The 17,639-nt window shown below is 68.6% G+C and carries 14 protein-coding genes; 13 read left to right on the top strand and 1 reads right to left on the bottom strand.

Annotated features, from left to right (window positions below):
• Position 1 precedes the first annotated feature (1 nt).
• Together ACFWFP_RS04330 and ACFWFP_RS04335 are read left to right on the top strand one after the other, a co-directional pair.
• A complete protein-coding gene (locus ACFWFP_RS04330; RefSeq protein WP_379293072.1) occupies positions 2-1,666 on the top strand; it encodes a fatty acyl-AMP ligase in 1,665 nt (554 codons plus the stop codon).
• Entirely contained in the window at positions 1,663-2,871 is a 1,209-nt protein-coding gene (locus ACFWFP_RS04335; RefSeq protein ID WP_379293073.1) for a cytochrome P450, read from the top strand. The genes ACFWFP_RS04330 and ACFWFP_RS04335 overlap by 4 nt, the downstream gene beginning before the upstream one ends.
• 3 nt (positions 2,872-2,874) lie before the next feature.
• On the opposite strand, the gene ACFWFP_RS04340 is transcribed toward ACFWFP_RS04335, so the two are convergent.
• A complete protein-coding gene (locus ACFWFP_RS04340; RefSeq protein ID WP_379293075.1) occupies positions 2,875-3,669 on the bottom strand; it encodes an MBL fold metallo-hydrolase in 795 nt (264 codons plus the stop codon).
• Between the two features lie 235 nt (positions 3,670-3,904).
• Here ACFWFP_RS04340 and ACFWFP_RS04345 point away from each other — a divergent pair, with 235 nt between their 5' ends.
• From ACFWFP_RS04345 to ACFWFP_RS04395, 11 genes are all read left to right on the top strand, one after another.
• Positions 3,905-4,687 carry a tyrosine-protein phosphatase gene (locus ACFWFP_RS04345; RefSeq protein ID WP_379293076.1) on the top strand — a complete coding sequence of 261 codons (783 nt, stop codon included), beginning with the start codon at positions 3,905-3,907 and terminating at the stop codon, positions 4,685-4,687.
• Between the two features lie 207 nt (positions 4,688-4,894).
• Positions 4,895-7,120 carry a SulP family inorganic anion transporter gene (locus ACFWFP_RS04350; RefSeq protein ID WP_379293077.1) on the top strand — a complete coding sequence of 742 codons (2,226 nt, stop codon included), beginning with the start codon at positions 4,895-4,897 and terminating at the stop codon, positions 7,118-7,120.
• Positions 7,121-7,342: 222 nt separating this feature from the next.
• Positions 7,343-9,559: a SulP family inorganic anion transporter gene (locus ACFWFP_RS04355; protein WP_379293078.1), complete on the top strand. Its 2,217-nt coding sequence runs from the start codon at positions 7,343-7,345 to the stop codon at positions 9,557-9,559.
• 44 nt (positions 9,560-9,603) lie between these two features.
• Positions 9,604-10,095 (top strand): TIGR02611 family protein, encoded by a 492-nt coding sequence (locus tag ACFWFP_RS04360; RefSeq protein WP_379293079.1) that lies wholly within the window; start codon positions 9,604-9,606, stop codon positions 10,093-10,095.
• On the top strand, positions 10,092-10,763 hold the full coding sequence (locus tag ACFWFP_RS04365; protein WP_379293080.1) for a (2Fe-2S)-binding protein: 672 nt from the start codon (positions 10,092-10,094) through the stop codon (positions 10,761-10,763). Before ACFWFP_RS04360 ends, ACFWFP_RS04365 begins: the two co-directional genes overlap by 4 nt.
• Positions 10,764-10,958: 195 nt before the next feature.
• Positions 10,959-13,022 (top strand): threonine--tRNA ligase, encoded by a 2,064-nt coding sequence (gene thrS / locus ACFWFP_RS04370; RefSeq protein ID WP_379293081.1) that lies wholly within the window; start codon positions 10,959-10,961, stop codon positions 13,020-13,022.
• Positions 13,019-13,573, top strand: coding sequence for an HIT domain-containing protein (locus ACFWFP_RS04375; protein ID WP_056810869.1), 555 nt, complete (start codon positions 13,019-13,021; stop codon positions 13,571-13,573). Before thrS ends, ACFWFP_RS04375 begins: the two co-directional genes overlap by 4 nt.
• A gap of 5 nt (positions 13,574-13,578) precedes the next feature.
• On the top strand, positions 13,579-14,250 hold the full coding sequence (gene pgsA, locus ACFWFP_RS04380; protein WP_379293759.1) for a phosphatidylinositol phosphate synthase: 672 nt from the start codon (positions 13,579-13,581) through the stop codon (positions 14,248-14,250).
• Entirely contained in the window at positions 14,247-15,170 is a 924-nt protein-coding gene (locus ACFWFP_RS04385) for a phosphatidylinositol mannoside acyltransferase (RefSeq protein ID WP_379293083.1), read from the top strand. Before pgsA ends, ACFWFP_RS04385 begins: the two co-directional genes overlap by 4 nt.
• Positions 15,167-16,291, top strand: coding sequence for a glycosyltransferase family 4 protein (locus tag ACFWFP_RS04390; RefSeq protein ID WP_379293084.1), 1,125 nt, complete (start codon positions 15,167-15,169; stop codon positions 16,289-16,291). The genes ACFWFP_RS04385 and ACFWFP_RS04390 overlap by 4 nt, the downstream gene beginning before the upstream one ends.
• Positions 16,291-17,337 (top strand): NUDIX domain-containing protein, encoded by a 1,047-nt coding sequence (locus ACFWFP_RS04395; RefSeq protein ID WP_379293760.1) that lies wholly within the window; start codon positions 16,291-16,293, stop codon positions 17,335-17,337. The genes ACFWFP_RS04390 and ACFWFP_RS04395 overlap by 1 nt, the downstream gene beginning before the upstream one ends.
• Positions 17,338-17,639 lie beyond the last annotated feature (302 nt).

Consider the following 17,639-nt stretch of genomic DNA (forward strand, 5'->3'; position numbering starts at 1 on the left):
CGTGCAGCTTCTTCCCGACATCCTCGCGCGTCGCGCCGTCGACGAGCCGGACCGCATCGCCTACATCTTCCTCGACGACAACGGCGCCGAGCACACCACCACGACCTATCGCGAACTCCACGACGCGGCGATGGCGGTGGCGAGCCTGCTGCGCGCGCGGTGCGAGCCGGGCGATCGCGCCCTGCTGGTCTTCGGGCAGTCCGTCGAGTTCATCACCGCCTACTTCGGCTGCCTCTACGCGAACATCGTGGCGGTGCCGGTGAATCCGCCGCGCCGCGGCAAGGTTCAGGACTCGACCCGCGCTGTCGTCGCCGACTGCGCGCCCACGGCCGTGCTGACGATCGGCGCGGTGCTCGAACCCCTGCGATCGGTGCTCGAACCGGTGTGCACGGCTCGCCAGTGGCTGGCCGTCGACGAATTGCCCACGGCGGACACCGCTTTCGCGCCGGAGGTGGTCGATCCGGATGCCGTGGCGTTCCTGCAGTACACCTCCGGGTCGACCTCCGCGCCCAAGGGTGTGATGGTCACGCATCGAAACCTGGTGGCCAACGAGGAGATGATCCGGCACAGTTTCGGCCACGACCGTGAATCCACCGTCGTCGGCTGGGCGCCCTTCTTCCATGATCAGGGCCTGATCGGCAATGTGCTGCAACCGGTGTACGTGGGCGCTACCTGTATCCAGATGTCGCCCACCACTTTCATCCGGCGGCCGCTGCGGTGGCTGGAGGCCATCTCGCGCTATCGCGCGCACACCAGCGGCGGCCCGAACTTCGCCTTCGATGCCTGTGTCGCGCGCGCGGCGGCCGGCGAGCTGCCCGATCTCGACCTGAGTTCCTGGAAGGTCGCCTTCAACGGCGCCGAACCGATCCGGGCCGAGACTCTGGACAGATTCGCGAAAACCTTTGCCCCACTGGGTTTCAGCGCCCAATCGGTCTTCCCGTGTTACGGGCTCGCGGAAGCCACCCTGCTGGTGTCGGCCAGCGGGAAGGGACGCGGTCCGAGATTGCTGGACGCCGATATCGACGCGCTCGCCGACCGGCGCTACGTCGCGGCGACCACGGATCAGGGGCGCACGCTCGTCGGCTCGGGAGTGGTACTGCCGGGTGAGTCGCTGCGCATCGTCGACCCGGAGACGGGCGAGCCCTGCCCGCCGGATCGGGCAGGCGAGATCTGGGTAGCGGGTGACCATGTGGCCCAGGGCTATCGGGGCCTACCCGAGGTGAGCGCCGCGACCTTCCGAGCTCGCATCGCCGACGATGCCGAGCGCGCCTACCTGCGCACGGGCGACCTCGGCCTGATCGTCGACGACGAACTGTATGTGGTGGGCCGGCTCAAGGACATGATCATCATCCGCGGCCGCAACTACTACCCGCACGACATCGAGCACACCGTGGCCCGCGCGCACCCGGCGCTGCGACCCGGCAGCGGCGCGGCGTTCGCGGTACCGGGGCGCGACGGCGAGAAGCTGATCGTCGTCCAGGAGCTCGAGCGCGACGCCGCCGCCGATGCCGACGCCGACGACATCGTGGGGGCCATCCGGGCGGCGGTGACGCAGGAGCACGAACTCGCCGTGGCGGATGTGGTGCTCGCCGCGCCGAACACCGTGCAGAAGACGAGCAGCGGAAAAATCATGCGAGCAGCAGCGAGAAAGCGGTACCTGGAATGAGCACCGAGACCTACGTCTTCGATCCCACCGCACCGGGATTCATCGACGACCCCTATCCGCACTACGACCGACTGCGGGCCGCGGGACCCGCGCAGCAACATCCGCTCGGGTTCTGGATCATCGCCCGGCACGCCGATGTGGCCGCTTTGCAGCGCTCGGCGCACTCGGTCGACGAGGCGCACCTGCGGTACCTGCCCGCGTGGAAGAGCGGCAGCGCCGAGGTCCGCAAGGAGAGCCGGGTGATGGGCGGGCTGTCGATGCTGGACCAGGACCCGCCCGACCACACCCGCCTGCGGCGGCTGGTGTCGAAGGCCTTCACCCCGCGCGCCATCGAATCGCTGCAGCCGCGCGTCGAGGAACTCGTCGAGGAGGCGCTGGTCCGGATCGCCGCCGCGGGCACCACGGATGTCATCGCCGAACTGGCCTTTCCGCTGCCCTTCACCATCATCTCGGAAATGCTCGGTATCCCCGTCGGCGAGCACACCCGCCTGCGCGAGCTGACCGCGATCATCGTGCTGGTGTTCGAGCCGTTCGCGAGCGCCGAGACCCAGGAACAGATCAGAGCCGCGAACCAGGAACTGTTCGGCATGGTTCGTGAGCTGATCCGCTGGAAGCGCGCCACCCCCGGCGACGACCTGCTCTCCGCGTTGATCAGCGCCGAGGACGACGGCGACATGCTCAGCGAGGACGAGCTGATCTCGCAGGTGATGTTCCTCTACATCGCCGGCCACGAGACCACGGTGACCCACCTCGGCAGCGGAATCCGCTCGCTGCTGCAGCATCCGGACCAGGCGCGGCGGCTGCGGAACGAGCCCGACCTGGCGGTGAGCGCCGTCGACGAGCTGATGCGCTTCGACACCCCGGTGCACCTGATGCGCCGGATCACCGTCACCCCGTTGCGCGTCGGCGAGCACGAGATCCCGGCGGGCAGCTGGGTGATCGGCGCACTGGCCGCTGCCAACCGGGACCCGGAATTCTGGGGCGCCGACGCCGACGAATTGCGTCTGGACCGGTCGAACGCGCACCAGAACGTCTCGCTCGGGGCCGGCATCCACCACTGCCTCGGCGCCGCCCTGGTCCGCATGGAGGCCCGGGTCGTGTTCCCGCGCTTCGTGACCCGCTTTCCCGAGGCCGCGGTGGTCGATCAGACCTGGAACGGCCGGATCAACCTGCGCGGCCTCGCGACATTGACGGTCGCGGTGTAGCGCTCAGCTCGGCTGTTCGGCGGGCACCGAGAACCGCATGCCGGGTCGGCTCAGGTGCACGGGCCCGTCGAACTCCGCGGCCACGTCGTCGCGTCGCGCCTGCTGCCATTGCGGCTGCGCCGAGCCGAGATGGGTCAGCACCACCGAGCGCGCACCCGCGGCCGCGGCGGCCCGCCCGACCTCGGTGGCGCACAGGTGACCGTGTGCTGTGTGATCCGGCTCGGCGAGGGTGGACTCGGCGAGAAAGATGTCGACATCGGCGGCGAGCGCGACCAGGTTGTCGTTCCAGCCGGTGTCGCCGGTGAACGCGATACTGCCGGTGGGGCTTTCGATCCGGATCCCGCAGGCGGGTTCGGTGTGCACCATGGGCACCAGCTCGATGCTGCAATCGGTGAGCGGATACGTTGCGCCGCGCTCGTACTCGATGACCTCGTAGGCCAGGTCGAACGCTCGATTCAGGTCCGGGAACGTCTTCACCGGGAACAGCGCGGCGAGCTGATCCAGTCGCGCGCGAGCGCCTTTCGGCACGAACAGCTTGATCCGGCGGTCCGGGGCATCGGGGGCTCTGCGCATCGCCTGCTTGCCGATCGGTAGCACGTCGTAGACGTGATCCAGGTGCAGGTGGCTGATCACCACCGCGTCGAGCAGGCTCGCGTGCAGGTAGTTGCCGAGCATCACCGCGATGCCGGGACCACAGTCGAGCAGAATTCTCGACTGGCCGGTTTCGACCAGATAGCCCGAACTGGCGGCGCCGTCGGCGGGCATACCGGCTCGATTTCCGACGATTGTCAGGTGCATTCGACATACCTTTCGACACGGGAGTTTTCGTGCCGACGGTATCGATGAGAACAGCCGGCGCCGACTCGCATCGAATATTCCGATCCGTCCATCGCATTTCACGATCGAATCGACCGAGTAGGTGCTGTGACCTGCGAAAACGTCCGGAAGCACGTTCGGAGAGAGCGGAATTCGGAATTTCTGGTGCTCGGCACCGAATACCGTTGATCGACGTTGACGAGCAGGTGCTGCGAAGATGAGAACGGGGATTGTGATGACCAACGGTGTGAGTTCTGCGACGGGCCGGGAATTGCCGCTGCGCGGTGCGGTGAACGCGCGAGATCTGGGTGGGTTGCGCACGGTGGACGGGCGGCAGGTGCGCCGCTTGCGGGTGCTGCGGTCGGATCTGCTCACCCGGCTCGACGCCGGGGACGTGTCGTTTCTGCTGACCGACTGCGGACTTCGCACGATCGTCGACCTGCGCGCTCCGGGCGAGATCGTCACGGACGGAACGGGTGCCGTGGTCGACGCCGTCGCCGACTACCGGAACCTGCACGTCTACGGCGCGGACCGGGTGCGGCTCGACCTCACCGAGGTCTCGCCCGACGGGAGCATGTTCGACCGGTACTGCGAATACCTCGAGCACAGCAGCGAGAACATCGCCGCCGTGCTGCGCCTGCTCGCCACGCCCGGCCAGCTGCCCGCGCTGATCCACTGCGCCGCGGGCAAGGATCGCACCGGGGTGGTGATCGCCCTGCTGCTCGCGGTCGCCGGGGTACGCGCGGACGACATCATCGCCGACTATGCCGCCACCACCCACAACATCGCCGCGCTACGGGCTCGCGACGGTCAGCCGGTCCGGCCGGACGGCGCGAGTGATCGCCTCCCCGCCTGGGTGTTCGCCGCCGACGCGAGCACCATGCGCCAGTTCCTGGCCCATCTGGACGCCGAGCACGGTGGCCCCGCCGCGTGGGCGACCCGAGCCGGTCTCGACCAGGCGACGCAGCGGCAGCTGGCCGACAATCTGCTCTGTGACTGAGGTCACAGAACGACGGCGATTCCGTCCCATTTTTCCCGGAACGTTTTCTAATGCTTGGGAAGTTCTTTACTATTAACCCGACTCTGTGTCTGGGGTCCGATCTCTTCGAGCAGTGCTGCAGATCCGCCGTTCGCTCGCAGCTCAGCATCAATTGCCAGTGCATGTTCGACCGATGAACCGGGAGCCCACCCGCCCCGGCGAAGGAGAATGATGACCGACAATGATCCGGGCACCACTACCACCACAACGACACGCCAGCTGTCGTGCGCTTCACTGAAATCGGTTCTCCAGCAAGATCTTCCGGCGTCCCTTGTCGTCTTCCTCGTCGCGCTGCCGCTGTCGCTCGGCGTGGCGCTGGCCTCCGGCGCGCCGGTCGTCGCCGGGCTCATCGCCGCCGCCGTCGGCGGGATCGTCGCCGGGTTGCTCGGCGGCTCGAAGGTTCAGGTCAGTGGGCCGACCGCGAGTCTGGCCGTCGTCGTGGCGGGAGCGGTCCAGCAATTCGGCTGGGCCGCTATGTGTTTCATCACTGTCGGCGCGGGTGTACTGCAGATTCTGTTCGGGCTCAGCCGGATTGCGCGCGCCGCGCTGGGAATCGCGCCGGTCGTGGTGCACGCGATGCTCGCCGGCATCGGGGTGGTGATCGCGCTGCAGCAGGTGCACGTCCTGCTCGGCGGAACGACGGTCAGCTCGCCGTGGGCCAGCATCGTCGCGCTCCCGCAACAGGTGATGTCGGTGCAGAAGGGCGATCTGTTCGTCGGGCTGCTCGTGATCGCCGTGCTGATCGGATGGCAGTATCTGCCGCGCCGGGTACGGGTGGTGCCCGGTCCGCTGGTCGCGGTAGTGGTGGCGACCGTGGTCTCGCTGGTGCTGCCGGTGACGGTGGAACGGGTGCGCCTCGACGGCTCGCTGCTCGACGGCATCGGGTTGCCCGCGCTGCCGCACGGCGGGTGGCTGCCGCTCGCGCTCACCGCGCTCACCGTCGCCCTCATCGCCAGCGTGGAGACGCTGCTCTCGGCCGTCGCGGTCGACAAATTGCGCCCCGACCAGCGCACCGACTTCGACCGGGAACTGCTCGGTCAGGGTGCGGCGAACATGGTCTCGGGTGTGCTGGGCGGCCTGCCGATCGCGGCGGTCATCGTGCGCAGCATCACCAACGCCAACGCGGGCGCGCGCAGCCGGGCCGCCACCGTGCTGCACGGTGGCTGGATCCTGGTGTTCGCGATCGCGCTGGTCGGCCTGGTCCGCCAGATTCCCACGGCGGCGCTGGCTGGGCTGCTGGTGCTGATCGGGGTGCAGCTGGTGAAGCTGGCGCACATCAAACGTGCCCGCCGCACCGGCGACCTCTACGTCTACCTGGTCACCGTGATCGCCGTGGTCGCGCTGAACCTGTTGCAGGGCATGGTGATCGGCCTGGTCGCCTCGTTCGCGCTGCTGCTGTGGCGGGTCGTGAAGTTCACCATCGCCGCGGCACCGCGCGACGACGGGACCTGGCTGGTGCGCATCGCGGGCACCTGCACCTTCCTGGCCGCGCCCCGGCTCACGGCCGAACTGGCGAAGGTACCGGCGGGTGTGGACGTGACCGTCGAACTGAGCGTGGACTTCCTCGACCACGCGGCGTGCGAGCTGCTCTCGGAATGGGCCGGCGCCCGTGAATCCGGCGGTGGCACCGTCGACTTCGTCGAACTCGGTGCCGCGAGGATGGCCCGCACCCACGACGGACCGCCCGAGCACGGCCACGCGCGCAAAGCGGTCGACGAGGCGATCCGGCCGTGGCGGCGCAGCGGCGGCGTCGACCCGATCGCCGCGGGCATCGCGGCCTACCATCGCCAGCACGCGCACCTGATGCGCCCGCATCTGGACGGGTTGCGGCACCGGCCCGATGCCGACACGTTCTTCCTGGCCTGCGCCGACGCGCGCATCGTGCCCAATGTGATCACCAACAGCGGTCCCGGCGACCTGTTCACGGTGCGCAATGTCGGCAATCTGGTGCCGGTGGGCGGATCCGACGTCTCGGTGGAAGCGGCACTGATCTACGCGCTCGACAAGCTCGATGTGCGCTCGGTGGTGGTGTGCGGGCACAGCGGCTGCGGCGCGATGGAAGCGCTGTACGGGCAGGTGCAGGCCGGGCCCGGCCTCGACGACTGGCTGGCCCATGCTCAGCCCACGCTGGCGGCGTTCCACGCCGGCCACCCCGTCGCCGAGGCCGCCAGACTGGCGGGCTTCGGCCCGGTCGACCAACTCGGCATGGTGAACGTGGCCCGGCAGGTGCAGACCTTGATCGACTATCCGGCGGTGCGCAGTGGCATCCAGGAGCGCGGGGTCGCGGTGTCGGGGCTGTTCTTCGACCTCGCGACCGCGCGGGTCATCGAGATCACCGCCGACGGGATCGCCGACTTCGACGAGGCCCGGCGGGCCGCCGCCGAACCGGTGTAAAGAGGGGTAGTTGTGGGTCACACCACACACTGCCTGCCGTTATGGCGAGACCCACTAAGTGTGCGGCACACTGGCTTTGCCAATTCTTTACCAATAGGTTGGATCCATCCGTACCCGGTTCGCCGTTGCACCGGATCTTTCGAACGCTCCCGTCCCTTTGCTTCACCGTCCTCGTGATGATCGGCCTCGGCCCAGCGCCGGGAGCCGGCGAAGGAGAGTCAAATGTCTGTCGAGAACGACCTCGCCCCGCCCCAAGCGGACGGCTCGTCGAACGAGTCGTCGCGTCCCGCGTGGCAACAGACGCTGTTGCGTCACGATCTACCCGCCTCCATCGTGGTTTTCCTGGTGGCACTGCCGCTGTCACTCGGCATCGCGGTCGCCTCCGGCGCACCGATCGCCGCCGGTCTCGTCGCCGCCGTGATCGGTGGTGTGGTCGCGGGCCTGCTCGGCGGCTCGGTCCTGCAGGTCAGCGGTCCCGCCGCGGGTCTGACCGTGGTCGTCGCCGAGTCCATCTCGCAATTCGGTTGGCGCGTCACCTGTTTCATCGTCGTCGCCGCCGGCGTGCTGCAGATCCTGTTCGGTCTCAGCCGGATCGCGCGGGCCGCGCTCGCCGTCGCCCCCGTGGTGGTTCACGCCATGCTGGCCGGTATCGGCATCACCATCGCCCTGCAGCAGGTCCACGTGCTGCTCGGCGGCTCCTCGCACAGCACCGCGCTGCGCAACCTGATCGAACTCCCCGGACAGCTGCTGTCGCTGCACGGTAGTGACGCGCTCGTCGGCGCCGTGGTGATCGCGGTGATGCTCGGCTGGAAGTACGTCCCACCGAAACTGCGCGCGGTGCCGGGCCCACTGGTCGCGGTGCTGGTGGGCACCGTGCTCTCGCTCGGCCTGCCCGAGGTCGAGCGCATCGCCCTGAGCGGGTCGGTCTTCGACGCGCTCGGCCTGCCGGAACTGCCCTCGGGCAACTGGTCCGCCGTCGCCATGATGGTGCTGACCATCGCGTTGATCGCCAGCGTGGAGAGCCTGCTCTCGGCCGTCGCGGTCGACAAGATGCACACCGGTCCGCGCACCGGATTCGATCGGGAACTCATCGGCCAGGGCACGGCGAATGTCGTCTCGGGCCTGGTCGGTGGCCTGCCGATCACCGGTGTGATCGTGCGCAGCGCCACCAATGTGCAGGCGGGCGCGCGCACGAGGGCGTCCACCGTCCTGCACGGACTCTGGATTCTGCTGTTCTCGGTGGCGCTGGTCGGCCTGGTGGAGCAGATCCCCAAGGCCGCGCTGGCGGGTCTGCTCATCGTCATCGGGATGCAGCTGCTGAAACTGGCCCATATCCGGTTGGCCCGGCGCACCGGCGACCTGCTGGTCTATGTGGTGACCGTGCTCGGCGTGGTGTTCACCAACCTGCTCGAAGGCGTGGTCATCGGCCTCGCCCTGGCGTTCGGGCTGCTGCTGTGGCGGGTCGTGCGCGTGCAGGTGACGGCGACCCCGCTGCCTGACGGGCGCTGGCAGGTCCATATCGACGGCTCGTGCACCTTCCTCGCCTTGCCGAAACTGTCGGGCGAGCTGGCGAAGGTGCCCGCGGGCGCCGAGGTGACCGTCGAGATGACCGTCGACTTCCTCGATCACGCCGCGTTCGAGGCGATCGAGGAGTGGCAGCGTCAGCAGGAAAGTGGCGGTGGCCGTGTCGATTTCGTCGAAATCGGCAGTGCGCGGATGGCCGATACCCCGGCCGCCCCGCCGATCCGCGGATTCGGTCGCGCCGCCATCGACGAGATACTCGGTCCGTGGCGGCACAAGAAGTCCGGCGGCGACGCGGTGACCGCGGGCGTCGCGGCCTACCATCGCGGCCACGCGCACGTCGTGCGATCGCATCTGGACGGGCTGCACGACAGTCAGGACCCGGACTCGTTCTTCCTGACCTGCTCGGATTCGCGGATCGTGCCCAACGTGATCACCAACAGCGGTCCCGGCGATCTGTTCACCGTGCGCAATGTGGGCAATCTGGTCCCGGTCAGCGGTGACGATTCCGTCGAAGCGGCACTGAGTTTCGCGTTGGACAGTCTCGCGGTGCGCTCGGTGGTGGTGTGCGGGCACTCCTCGTGCGGTGCGATGAAGGCGGTCCACTCCGCCGCCGCCACCGAAGGCGGCCTGAGCTCCTGGTTGCGGCACGCCGAGCCGACACTGGCGCGGTACCTCGCGGGCCATCCCGTGGCCGCCGCGGCCGAGGCAGCCGGGTACGACGAGGTGGACCAGCTGAGCATGGTCAACGTCGCCGTGCAGCTGGAGACGCTGGGACGCAATCCCGCCGTGCGCCGTGCGGTGGCCGAGCGCGGGCTGACGGTATCGGGGCTGTTCTTCGACATCGCGACCTCGCGGGTGCTCGAGGTGACTCTCGACGGGGTCAGCGCGATCGACGATCTCGCCGTCACCGGTTGACGATGCCGCGACCGGTCGGCGGTCGGACTCGTAGTCTGGAAATCATGACCAGCGATCCGACCGCCGCCGAGCGCGTCACCGACGGCCCCGACACCGTGGACGAGAAGTCCACGGCCGAGCCGGGGCGGTGGGACGGGGCGAAGGAACGCGGGCGCGCCTTCCGGGCACACGTCGCCCAGCGCCCTACCCTCGACTTCGGCTACCGCATCGTCGTCGGCGTGGTCGGTGGGCTGGTCCTGCTCGTCGGGATCGTCACGATCCCGTACCCGGGACCCGGCTGGGCGCTGGTGTTCGCGGGCTTCGGCATCCTGGCCACCGAGTTCGTCTGGGCCCACCACACCCTGACCTGGGTGCGCGGCAAGTACCGGATCGTCATGGACTGGTACACCTCGCGCGGCTGGTTCATCAAGGTGCTCGGCGCGGTGGGCACCTTCGCCCTCGTCCTCGTGACGTTGTGGTTGCTCGGTACATTGTCGATGGTCGCAGGGTGGATCGGAGTCGATTGGCCATGGTTACGCAGTCCCCTGATGTCGTGAGCACAGTTCCCGGCCACGCCCTCACCGACCCCGCCTGGGTCGCGGCGCGGATCGACGCGATGAGCCATACCTGGGGCACCGACGTTCCCCGGGTCGCGGGCACCCTGTGGTGGTGCATGGTCGCCTCGACGCTGGTCGAGCAGATCGCTGTCGCCTACGCGGCGGGCACCCCCGCCCCGGTCGCCGCGCTCGGCGAATTCGACTGTGTGGTCCGCCGCGACGGCGGTGTCGAACACGCGGAATTCCGTCGGGTGCCGGTCGATGGCACCGGACGTTCCGTGCGCTCGGATGTGGGCGGCGAGACCGGTGCGGCAGCGGCCGAGGAGGTCGCCACCGCCTTGCGTGACACCCTGACCGCCGTGATCTCCCAGGTCGCGGCCGTATCCGGCGCCGGGATTCCGGCACTGTGGGCGGTGGTCGCCGACGCCATCGGCAATCGGGCGCTGGACGCGGGCTCCCCGGACGCGGCGACCCGGCTGGCGGCCGACATCGGCGCCCGCCTGCCCGCGCCCCGGTTCGTCACCGTGGCCGGCCACACGTTCGTCCGCCGCGCCTCGTGCTGCCTGGTCTACGAGGCGCCCGGCCGCGAGATGTGCACGAGCTGCCCGAAACGCTCGCCCGCCGACCGAGCCGAACATCTGGCCGCCGCCGCGCGCGCTCGGACCTGATCCGCTGTTCGGATCCGCCGGGAACGGCTGTGCGCCCGGTACCGTCGATGCGCCGTGTCGCCGTCGCTGATCATCGTGCGGTCCTAGGTCCATCGACACGGCCCACGCGTGCTCCCGATAGCATGGGCGGGCGCGGGAAGGACCCTGCGAGAACTGCCGGATCGACCCGGCACCGAAGTCAAGGAGAGCATCCCCGTGACCACCTCTGCACCCATCAGTCCAGTCGCCCTCGTTCGAGTGCAGGCCGGGACTACGGCGGGCGCGGCGGTACGGGAAGCGGGTTTGCCCACCAAGGGCCCCGACACCATCGTGGTCGTGCGCGATGTCGACGGCGCGCTCAAGGATCTGTCCTGGATCCCGCAGGAGGACGCCGACGTCGAGCCGGTCCCCGCGAACAGCGAGGACGGGCGCAGCGTGATCCGGCACTCGGCCGCGCACGTGCTGGCCCAGGCGGTGCAGCAGGAGTTCCCCGACGCCAAGCTCGGGATCGGCCCGCCGATCAAGGACGGCTTCTACTACGACTTCCAGGTCGACAAGCCCTTCACCCCCGAGGATCTGGCCAAGCTGGAATCGCGGATGAAGAAGATCATCAAAGGCGCGCAACGCTTTTCGCGTCGCGTCGTGGAGATCGACGACGCCCGCGTCGAGCTGGCGAACGAGCCGTTCAAGCTCGAGCTGATCAGCGACAAGTCCGGCATCGACGACCCCGAGATCATGGAGGTCGGCGGCAACGAGCTGACCATCTACGACAACCTCGACCCGCGCACCGGCGAGAAGCTGTGGGCCGATCTGTGCCGCGGCCCGCACATCCCCACCACCAAGTTCATCCCCGCCTTCAAGCTCACCCGTTCCTCGGCCGCCTACTGGCGTGGCGACCAGGACCGTGAGGACCTGCAGCGCGTGTACGGCACCGCGTGGGAATCCACCGAGGCGATGGACAGCTACCTGGAGCTGCTCGCCGAGGCCGAGCGCCGCGATCACCGCAAGCTGGGCCTCGAGCTCGACCTGTTCTCCTTCCCCGACGCGCTCGGTTCGGGTCTGCCGGTGTTCCACCCCAAGGGCGGCATCATCCGCAAGGAGATGGAGGAGTACTCGCGTCAGCGCCACGTCGACGCCGGCTACGAGTTCGTCAACACCCCCCACCTCACCAAGGGGCATCTGTACGAGATCTCGGGCCATCTCGACTGGTACAAGGACGGCATGTTCCCGGCCATGCACCTCGATGCCGAACTCAACGAGGACGGCACCGTTCGCAAGCCCGGTCAGGACTACTACGTCAAGCCGATGAACTGCCCGATGCACAACCTGATCTTCGGCGCGCGCGGCCGGTCCTACCGTGAGCTGCCGCTGCGGATGTTCGAGTTCGGCTCGGTGTACCGCTACGAGAAGTCCGGCGTGATCCACGGACTGACCCGCGTGCGTGGCATGACTCAGGACGACGCGCACATCTACTGCACCAAAGAGCAGATGCACGCCGAGCTCACCAGCACCCTGCAGTTCGTTCTCGGCCTGCTGAAGGACTACGGTCTCGACGACTTCTACCTCGAGCTGTCCACCAAGGACCCGAAGAAGTACGTGGGCTCGGACGAACTCTGGGCCGAGGCCACCGAAACCCTCGAGAAGGTCGCCGAGGCTTCCGGCCTCGACCTGGTACCCGACCCCGGCGGCGCCGCGTTCTACGGCCCGAAGATCTCCGTGCAGGTCAAAGACGCGCTGGGCCGAACCTGGCAGATGTCGACCGTGCAGCTCGACTTCAACCTGCCCGATCGCTTCGACCTCGAGTACACCGCCTCCGACGGCACCAAGCAGCGTCCGGTGATGATCCACCGCGCCCTGTTCGGCTCGATCGAACGCTTCTTCGGCGTCCTCACCGAGCACTACGCCGGTGCGTTCCCCGCCTGGCTCTCGCCGGTGCAGGTCGTCGGCATCCCGGTAGCGGAAAACTTTGCCCCGCACCTGGATTCGGTGATCGAGCAGCTGCGTGACGCCGGCGTGCGCGCCCAGGTCGACCGCAGCGACGACCGGATGCAGAAGAAGATCTTCAACCAGACCGCGCAGAAGGTGCCGTTCATGCTGCTGGCGGGCGCGCGCGACGTGGAAGCGAACGCGGTGAGTTTCCGGTTCCGCGACGGCACCACGGTCAACGAGGTGCCCGTCGCCGACGCGATCGCCACCATCAAGACCTGGATCGCCCACCGCGTGAACGCCTCACCCACCGCCGAGGGGTTCGAGGTCGTCTCCGCGGCGGTTCCGGCATGAGTGAGAACCTCGCCCCCGACGCCGGCTCGATCGTCGACGCCGGGGCGGGTCAGCCCGACCGCCTGCAACGGTTGTGGACCCCGTACCGGATGTCCTACATCACCGGTGAGGTCAAGCCCAAGGACGCGACCGGGCATCCGTTCACCGACATCCCCAAGATGTCGGACGAAGACGGCCTGATCATCGCCCGCGGCGAGAACGTCTACGCCGTACTCAACTTGTACCCGTACAACCCAGGGCACATGATGGTGGTGCCGTACCGCCGGGTAGCCGACCTGGAGGACCTCACGACCGCCGAGAGCGCGGAACTGATGGCCTTCACACAGCGGGCCATTCGCGTGATGAAGCAGGTCTCGCGGCCTGCCGGATTCAACGTGGGTCTCAATCTCGGTGGGGTGGCCGGTGGTTCGCTCGCCGACCACCTGCACCAGCACATCGTGCCGCGCTGGGGCGGGGATGCGAACTTCATCACCGTGGTCGGCGGGGTGAAGGTGATGCCTCAGTTGTTGCGCGAGACGCGACAGCTGCTGGCGGAGGCGTGGGAGGAATAAAGACCGTGCTCAGCTTCTTCGGCCGCCAGACGTTTGCGAAAGCGACTGCGCCGCTGGGCAAAGCGCTCGTCAAGACGGGGCTCACCCCGGACGCGATGACCCTGATCGGCACCACGGCGACGATCGCCGCCGCGGTGACGCTGTTCCCCTCCGGGCACCTGTTCTGGGGAACGATGGTCATCTGGCTGTTCGTCATGTTCGACATGCTCGACGGCGCGATGGCGCGCGCCCGCGGCGGCGGCACGAAGTACGGCGCCGTCCTCGACGCCACCTGCGACCGGGTGGCCGACGGCGCGATCTTCGGCGGACTCGCCTGGTGGGCGGTGTATCACGAGCACAGCAAGCAACTGCTCGCGCTGACCTTGATCGTGCTGGTCACCTCGCAGGTGATCTCCTACGCCAAGGCGCGTGCCGAGGCCAGCGGCCTGTCCGCCGACGGTGGGCTCATCGAGCGGCCGGACCGTCTGGTCATCGTGCTGGTCGGCGCCGGGCTCACCGGCATCGGCGGCCACTGGGGGATCGACTGGCTCACCTGGGCCGTGTACGTGGCGATGGGGGTGCTGGCGGTGCTGAGCATCGTGACGGTGTTCCAGCGGGTGCTGGCGGTGCGTCGTTCGCCGGGTGCCCGGGTGGTCATCGCGCCGACGCCACAGCCGGACGCGGGATCTGCCTCGTGAGTCTCACCGATCGACTGAGCGACTGGGGATACGCCGCAGGCTGGGGCCTCGTGCGTTCGGCGCCGGAAGGGGTGGTGCGCAAGGTCTTCGACCGCGGTGCCGATCGCGCGGTGCGCGGCGGTGGGCCGCAACAGCTGCGCCGCAACCTCGCTCGCGTCCTCGGTGTGCCCGCCGACCAGGTGCCCGACGACCTGATGCGGGCGAGCATGCGCTCCTACGCCCGCTACTGGCGTGAGGCTTTCCGCCTGCCGTCGATGGACCACACGAAGATCGACTACTACGTCGGCGGTCTGGAGAACGTCGACGCCGCGCTCGAACAGGGCCGCGGCCTGATTTTGGTGCTGCCGCACTCGGGCAACTGGGACATGGCCGGTGTCTGGCTGGTGCAGCACTACGACAACTTCACCACCGTGGCCGAACGGCTGAAGCCCGAATCGCTGTTCGAGCGGTTCGTCGCCTACCGCGAGAGCCTCGGTTTCGAGGTGTTCCCGCTGACCGGTGGCGAGCAGCCGCCGTTCGCCGCACTGGCCGAACGTCTGCGCCGCAACCGGATCGTGTGCCTGATGGGCGAACGTGACTTGACCGGCAAGGGCGTGCCCGTCGACTTCTTCGGTGAGCGCACCTGGATGCCCGGCGGCGCCGCGAAACTGGCCATCGAGACCGGTGCCGCGCTGGTTCCCGTGCACGGCTGGTTCACCGTCGACGACGACGGCACCGAAGGCTGGGGGCTCAAAGCCGAACCGGCCCTTGATGTCTCCGGTGGGGTGGCGGCCGCGACGCAGGCACTCGCCGACCGGTTCGCCGCCAATATCGCCGAGCATCCGGCCGATTGGCACATGTTGCAACCGCTCTGGGAAGGCGATCTGTCGCCCGAACGGCTGTCGCGGATCATCGCGCAGCAGGCGGGAGGGCAGCCGTGAAGATCGGCATGATCTGCCCGTATTCGTTCGACGTTCCCGGCGGTGTGCAGGCCCATGTGGTCGAGCTGGCCCGGGTGTTCATCGAACGCGGCCACAAGGTGAGCGTGCTCGCCCCGGCCTCCGACGACACCCCACTGCCCGATTTCGTCGTTTCGGCGGGTCGCGCCGTCGCGATTCCCTACAACGGGTCGGTGGCGCGGTTGTCGTTCGGACCCATGGCCTACACCAGGATCCGGCGCTGGATCGACAGCAACGACTTCGACGTGCTGCACATCCACGAACCCAACGCCCCGAGCCTGTCGATGCTGGCGCTCAAGATCGCCGAGGGGCCGATCGTGGCGACCTTCCACACCTCGACCACGAAGTCGTTGGTACTCAGTACTTTTCAGGGTGTGCTTCGCCCCTATCACGAGAAGATCAGCGGGCGGATCGCCGTATCCGAGCTGGCCAGGCGCTGGCAGGTCGAGGCGCTCGGGTCCGACGCGGTCGAGATCCCCAACGGCGTCGATGTGTCCGCGTTCGCGCGCGGTGAGCCACTCGACGGGTACCCGCGCGCGGGCCGCACCGTGCTGTTCCTCGGTCGCTACGACGAACCGCGCAAGGGCATGGACGTGCTGCTCGGCGCGCTGCCCGCGCTCATCGACCATCACCCCGACGTGCAGATTCTCATCGTCGGACGCGGCGACGAGGACCGGTTGCGCCGTGAGGCCGGGCAGCACGCGGGGCATCTGCGGTTCCTCGGACAGGTCTCCGACGAGGAGAAAGCCGCCGCGCTGCGCAGTGCCGACGTGTACGTCGCACCGAACCTGGGCGGCGAGAGTTTCGGGATCATCCTGATCGAGGCGATGGCGGCGGGCACCCCGGTGGTCGCGAGTGAACTCGACGCCTTCCGCCGCGTCTTGCGTGACGGCACCGCGGGCCTGCTCACCCCGATCGGTGACTCCGGCGCGCTGGCCACCGCCATCGACACGCTGCTCACCGACGACGAGACGCGGATGCGTCTGGTCAGCACCGCGACCCAGGTGGTGGCGGGCTATGACTGGCCGGTCGTGGCCGAACAGATCCTGCGGGTGTACGAGACCGTCACCGTCGGCGACAACCGCGTCCGGGCTGCCGGATGATCACTTTCTCCGCGACCACCGTCCTCGTTCTCGGGCTGATCGCCCTGCTCGTCCTCGCTCTCGGAGTGTGGGCCTACTCCACGGCGAACCGGCTCGACCGGCTGCACGTGCGCTCCGATCAGTCCTGGCAGGCGCTCGATGCCGCGCTCGCCCGCCGGGCGGTGGTGGCCCGCGCGGTGGCGATGTCGGAGGCCGGTCCGGTGAGCACCGATCCCCGCCGGGCCGAACGCGCCACGCAGCTCGCCGCACTCGCCGATCGGGCCGAGCGCGCCGATCGTGGTGACCGGGAAACAATCGAGAACCAGCTCTCCGCCGCGCTGTCGCTCGTCGACATCGACCATCTGCGACCGCAGCTGGTGGCCGAACTCGCCGACGCCGAGGCCCGCGTGCTGATCGCGCGCCGCTTCCACAACGATGCCGTGCGCGACACCCTTGCCCTGCGCACCCGCAGGCCCGTGCGCATCCTGCACCTCGGCGGCACCGCGCCGCTGCCGCACTATTTCGAGATCACCGAACGCGCGACACCGGCCGCGGCCACCGGCCTCACCGTGCACACCACCCGCACCTCCGCCCGGGTGATGCTGCTCGACGAGCAGAACCGGGTGCTGCTGCTGCGCGGCCACGACCCGATGATCCCCGAGGTGGCCTTCTGGTTCACCGTCGGCGGCGGCGTCGAACCGGGGGAGAACCTGCGCGACGCCGCGGTCCGCGAGATCTACGAGGAAACCGGTCAGCGCGTGGATCCCGCCGCGCTGCGCGGTCCGCTGTGGCGCCGGGTGGCGGTGTTCCCGTTCAACGGCGAGCTGATCCGCTCCGAGGAACTGTTCTTCACCCTGCGCTCGCCGGGCTTCGAATGGCGCCCGGCCGACCTGACCGCCCTGGAACGCCGCACCATCACCGACCACCGCTGGTGCTCCGCCGACGACATCCGCGCACTCGACGACGCGGGCGAGGCCGTCTACCCGTACCACCTCGACGAACTCCTCACCGAAGCCGTTTCCGCGGCCGAGGACGATACCCAGCACGTGGTCCGCTCGATTCGCTGACGCGCGCGCGACCCAGCGCGTGGTCCGGCCGATTCGCTGAGGACGACACCCGGCGCAGGGCCGACAGTGTTTCCCGCGTCGACGATCTCCGTCGGCTGTCGAGAAAACAGGTTGACTCCGCTGCCGTGCTCTCACATAAGGTGGGCGGGTGAATTCTCCGGAGGCGTCCAGAAGGTAGCCGTCCGGCCTGCGGGCCGGGCGGCGTTGTGGTTCCACCATCCATCGGTCCGCGGACCGGTGCGATGTGTCGTTCGCAACGCCGGATGATCGTCGATTCCTCGCGGCCGGGCCATGATTCGCTC

The organism is Nocardia sp. NPDC060249, assembly GCF_042728755.1.
In the GTDB taxonomy this organism is placed as follows: Bacteria; Actinomycetota; Actinomycetes; order Mycobacteriales; family Mycobacteriaceae; genus Nocardia.

Bases quoted from the DNA above. Each gene is read 5' to 3' on its own strand.
- ACFWFP_RS04335 (WP_379293073.1), top strand. From the start codon at position 1,663: ATGAGCACCGAGACCTACGTCTTCGATCCCACCGCACCGGGATTCATC.
- ACFWFP_RS04360 (WP_379293079.1), top strand. From the start codon at position 9,604: ATGACCAGCGATCCGACCGCCGCCGAGCGCGTCACCGACGGCCCCGAC.
- ACFWFP_RS04350 (WP_379293077.1), top strand. From the start codon at position 4,895: ATGATGACCGACAATGATCCGGGCACCACTACCACCACAACGACACGC.
- ACFWFP_RS04345 (WP_379293076.1), top strand. From the start codon at position 3,905: ATGAGAACGGGGATTGTGATGACCAACGGTGTGAGTTCTGCGACGGGC.
- ACFWFP_RS04340 (WP_379293075.1), bottom strand. From the start codon at position 3,669: ATGCACCTGACAATCGTCGGAAATCGAGCCGGTATGCCCGCCGACGGC.
- ACFWFP_RS04355 (WP_379293078.1), top strand. From the start codon at position 7,343: ATGTCTGTCGAGAACGACCTCGCCCCGCCCCAAGCGGACGGCTCGTCG.
- ACFWFP_RS04375 (WP_056810869.1), top strand. From the start codon at position 13,019: ATGAGTGAGAACCTCGCCCCCGACGCCGGCTCGATCGTCGACGCCGGG.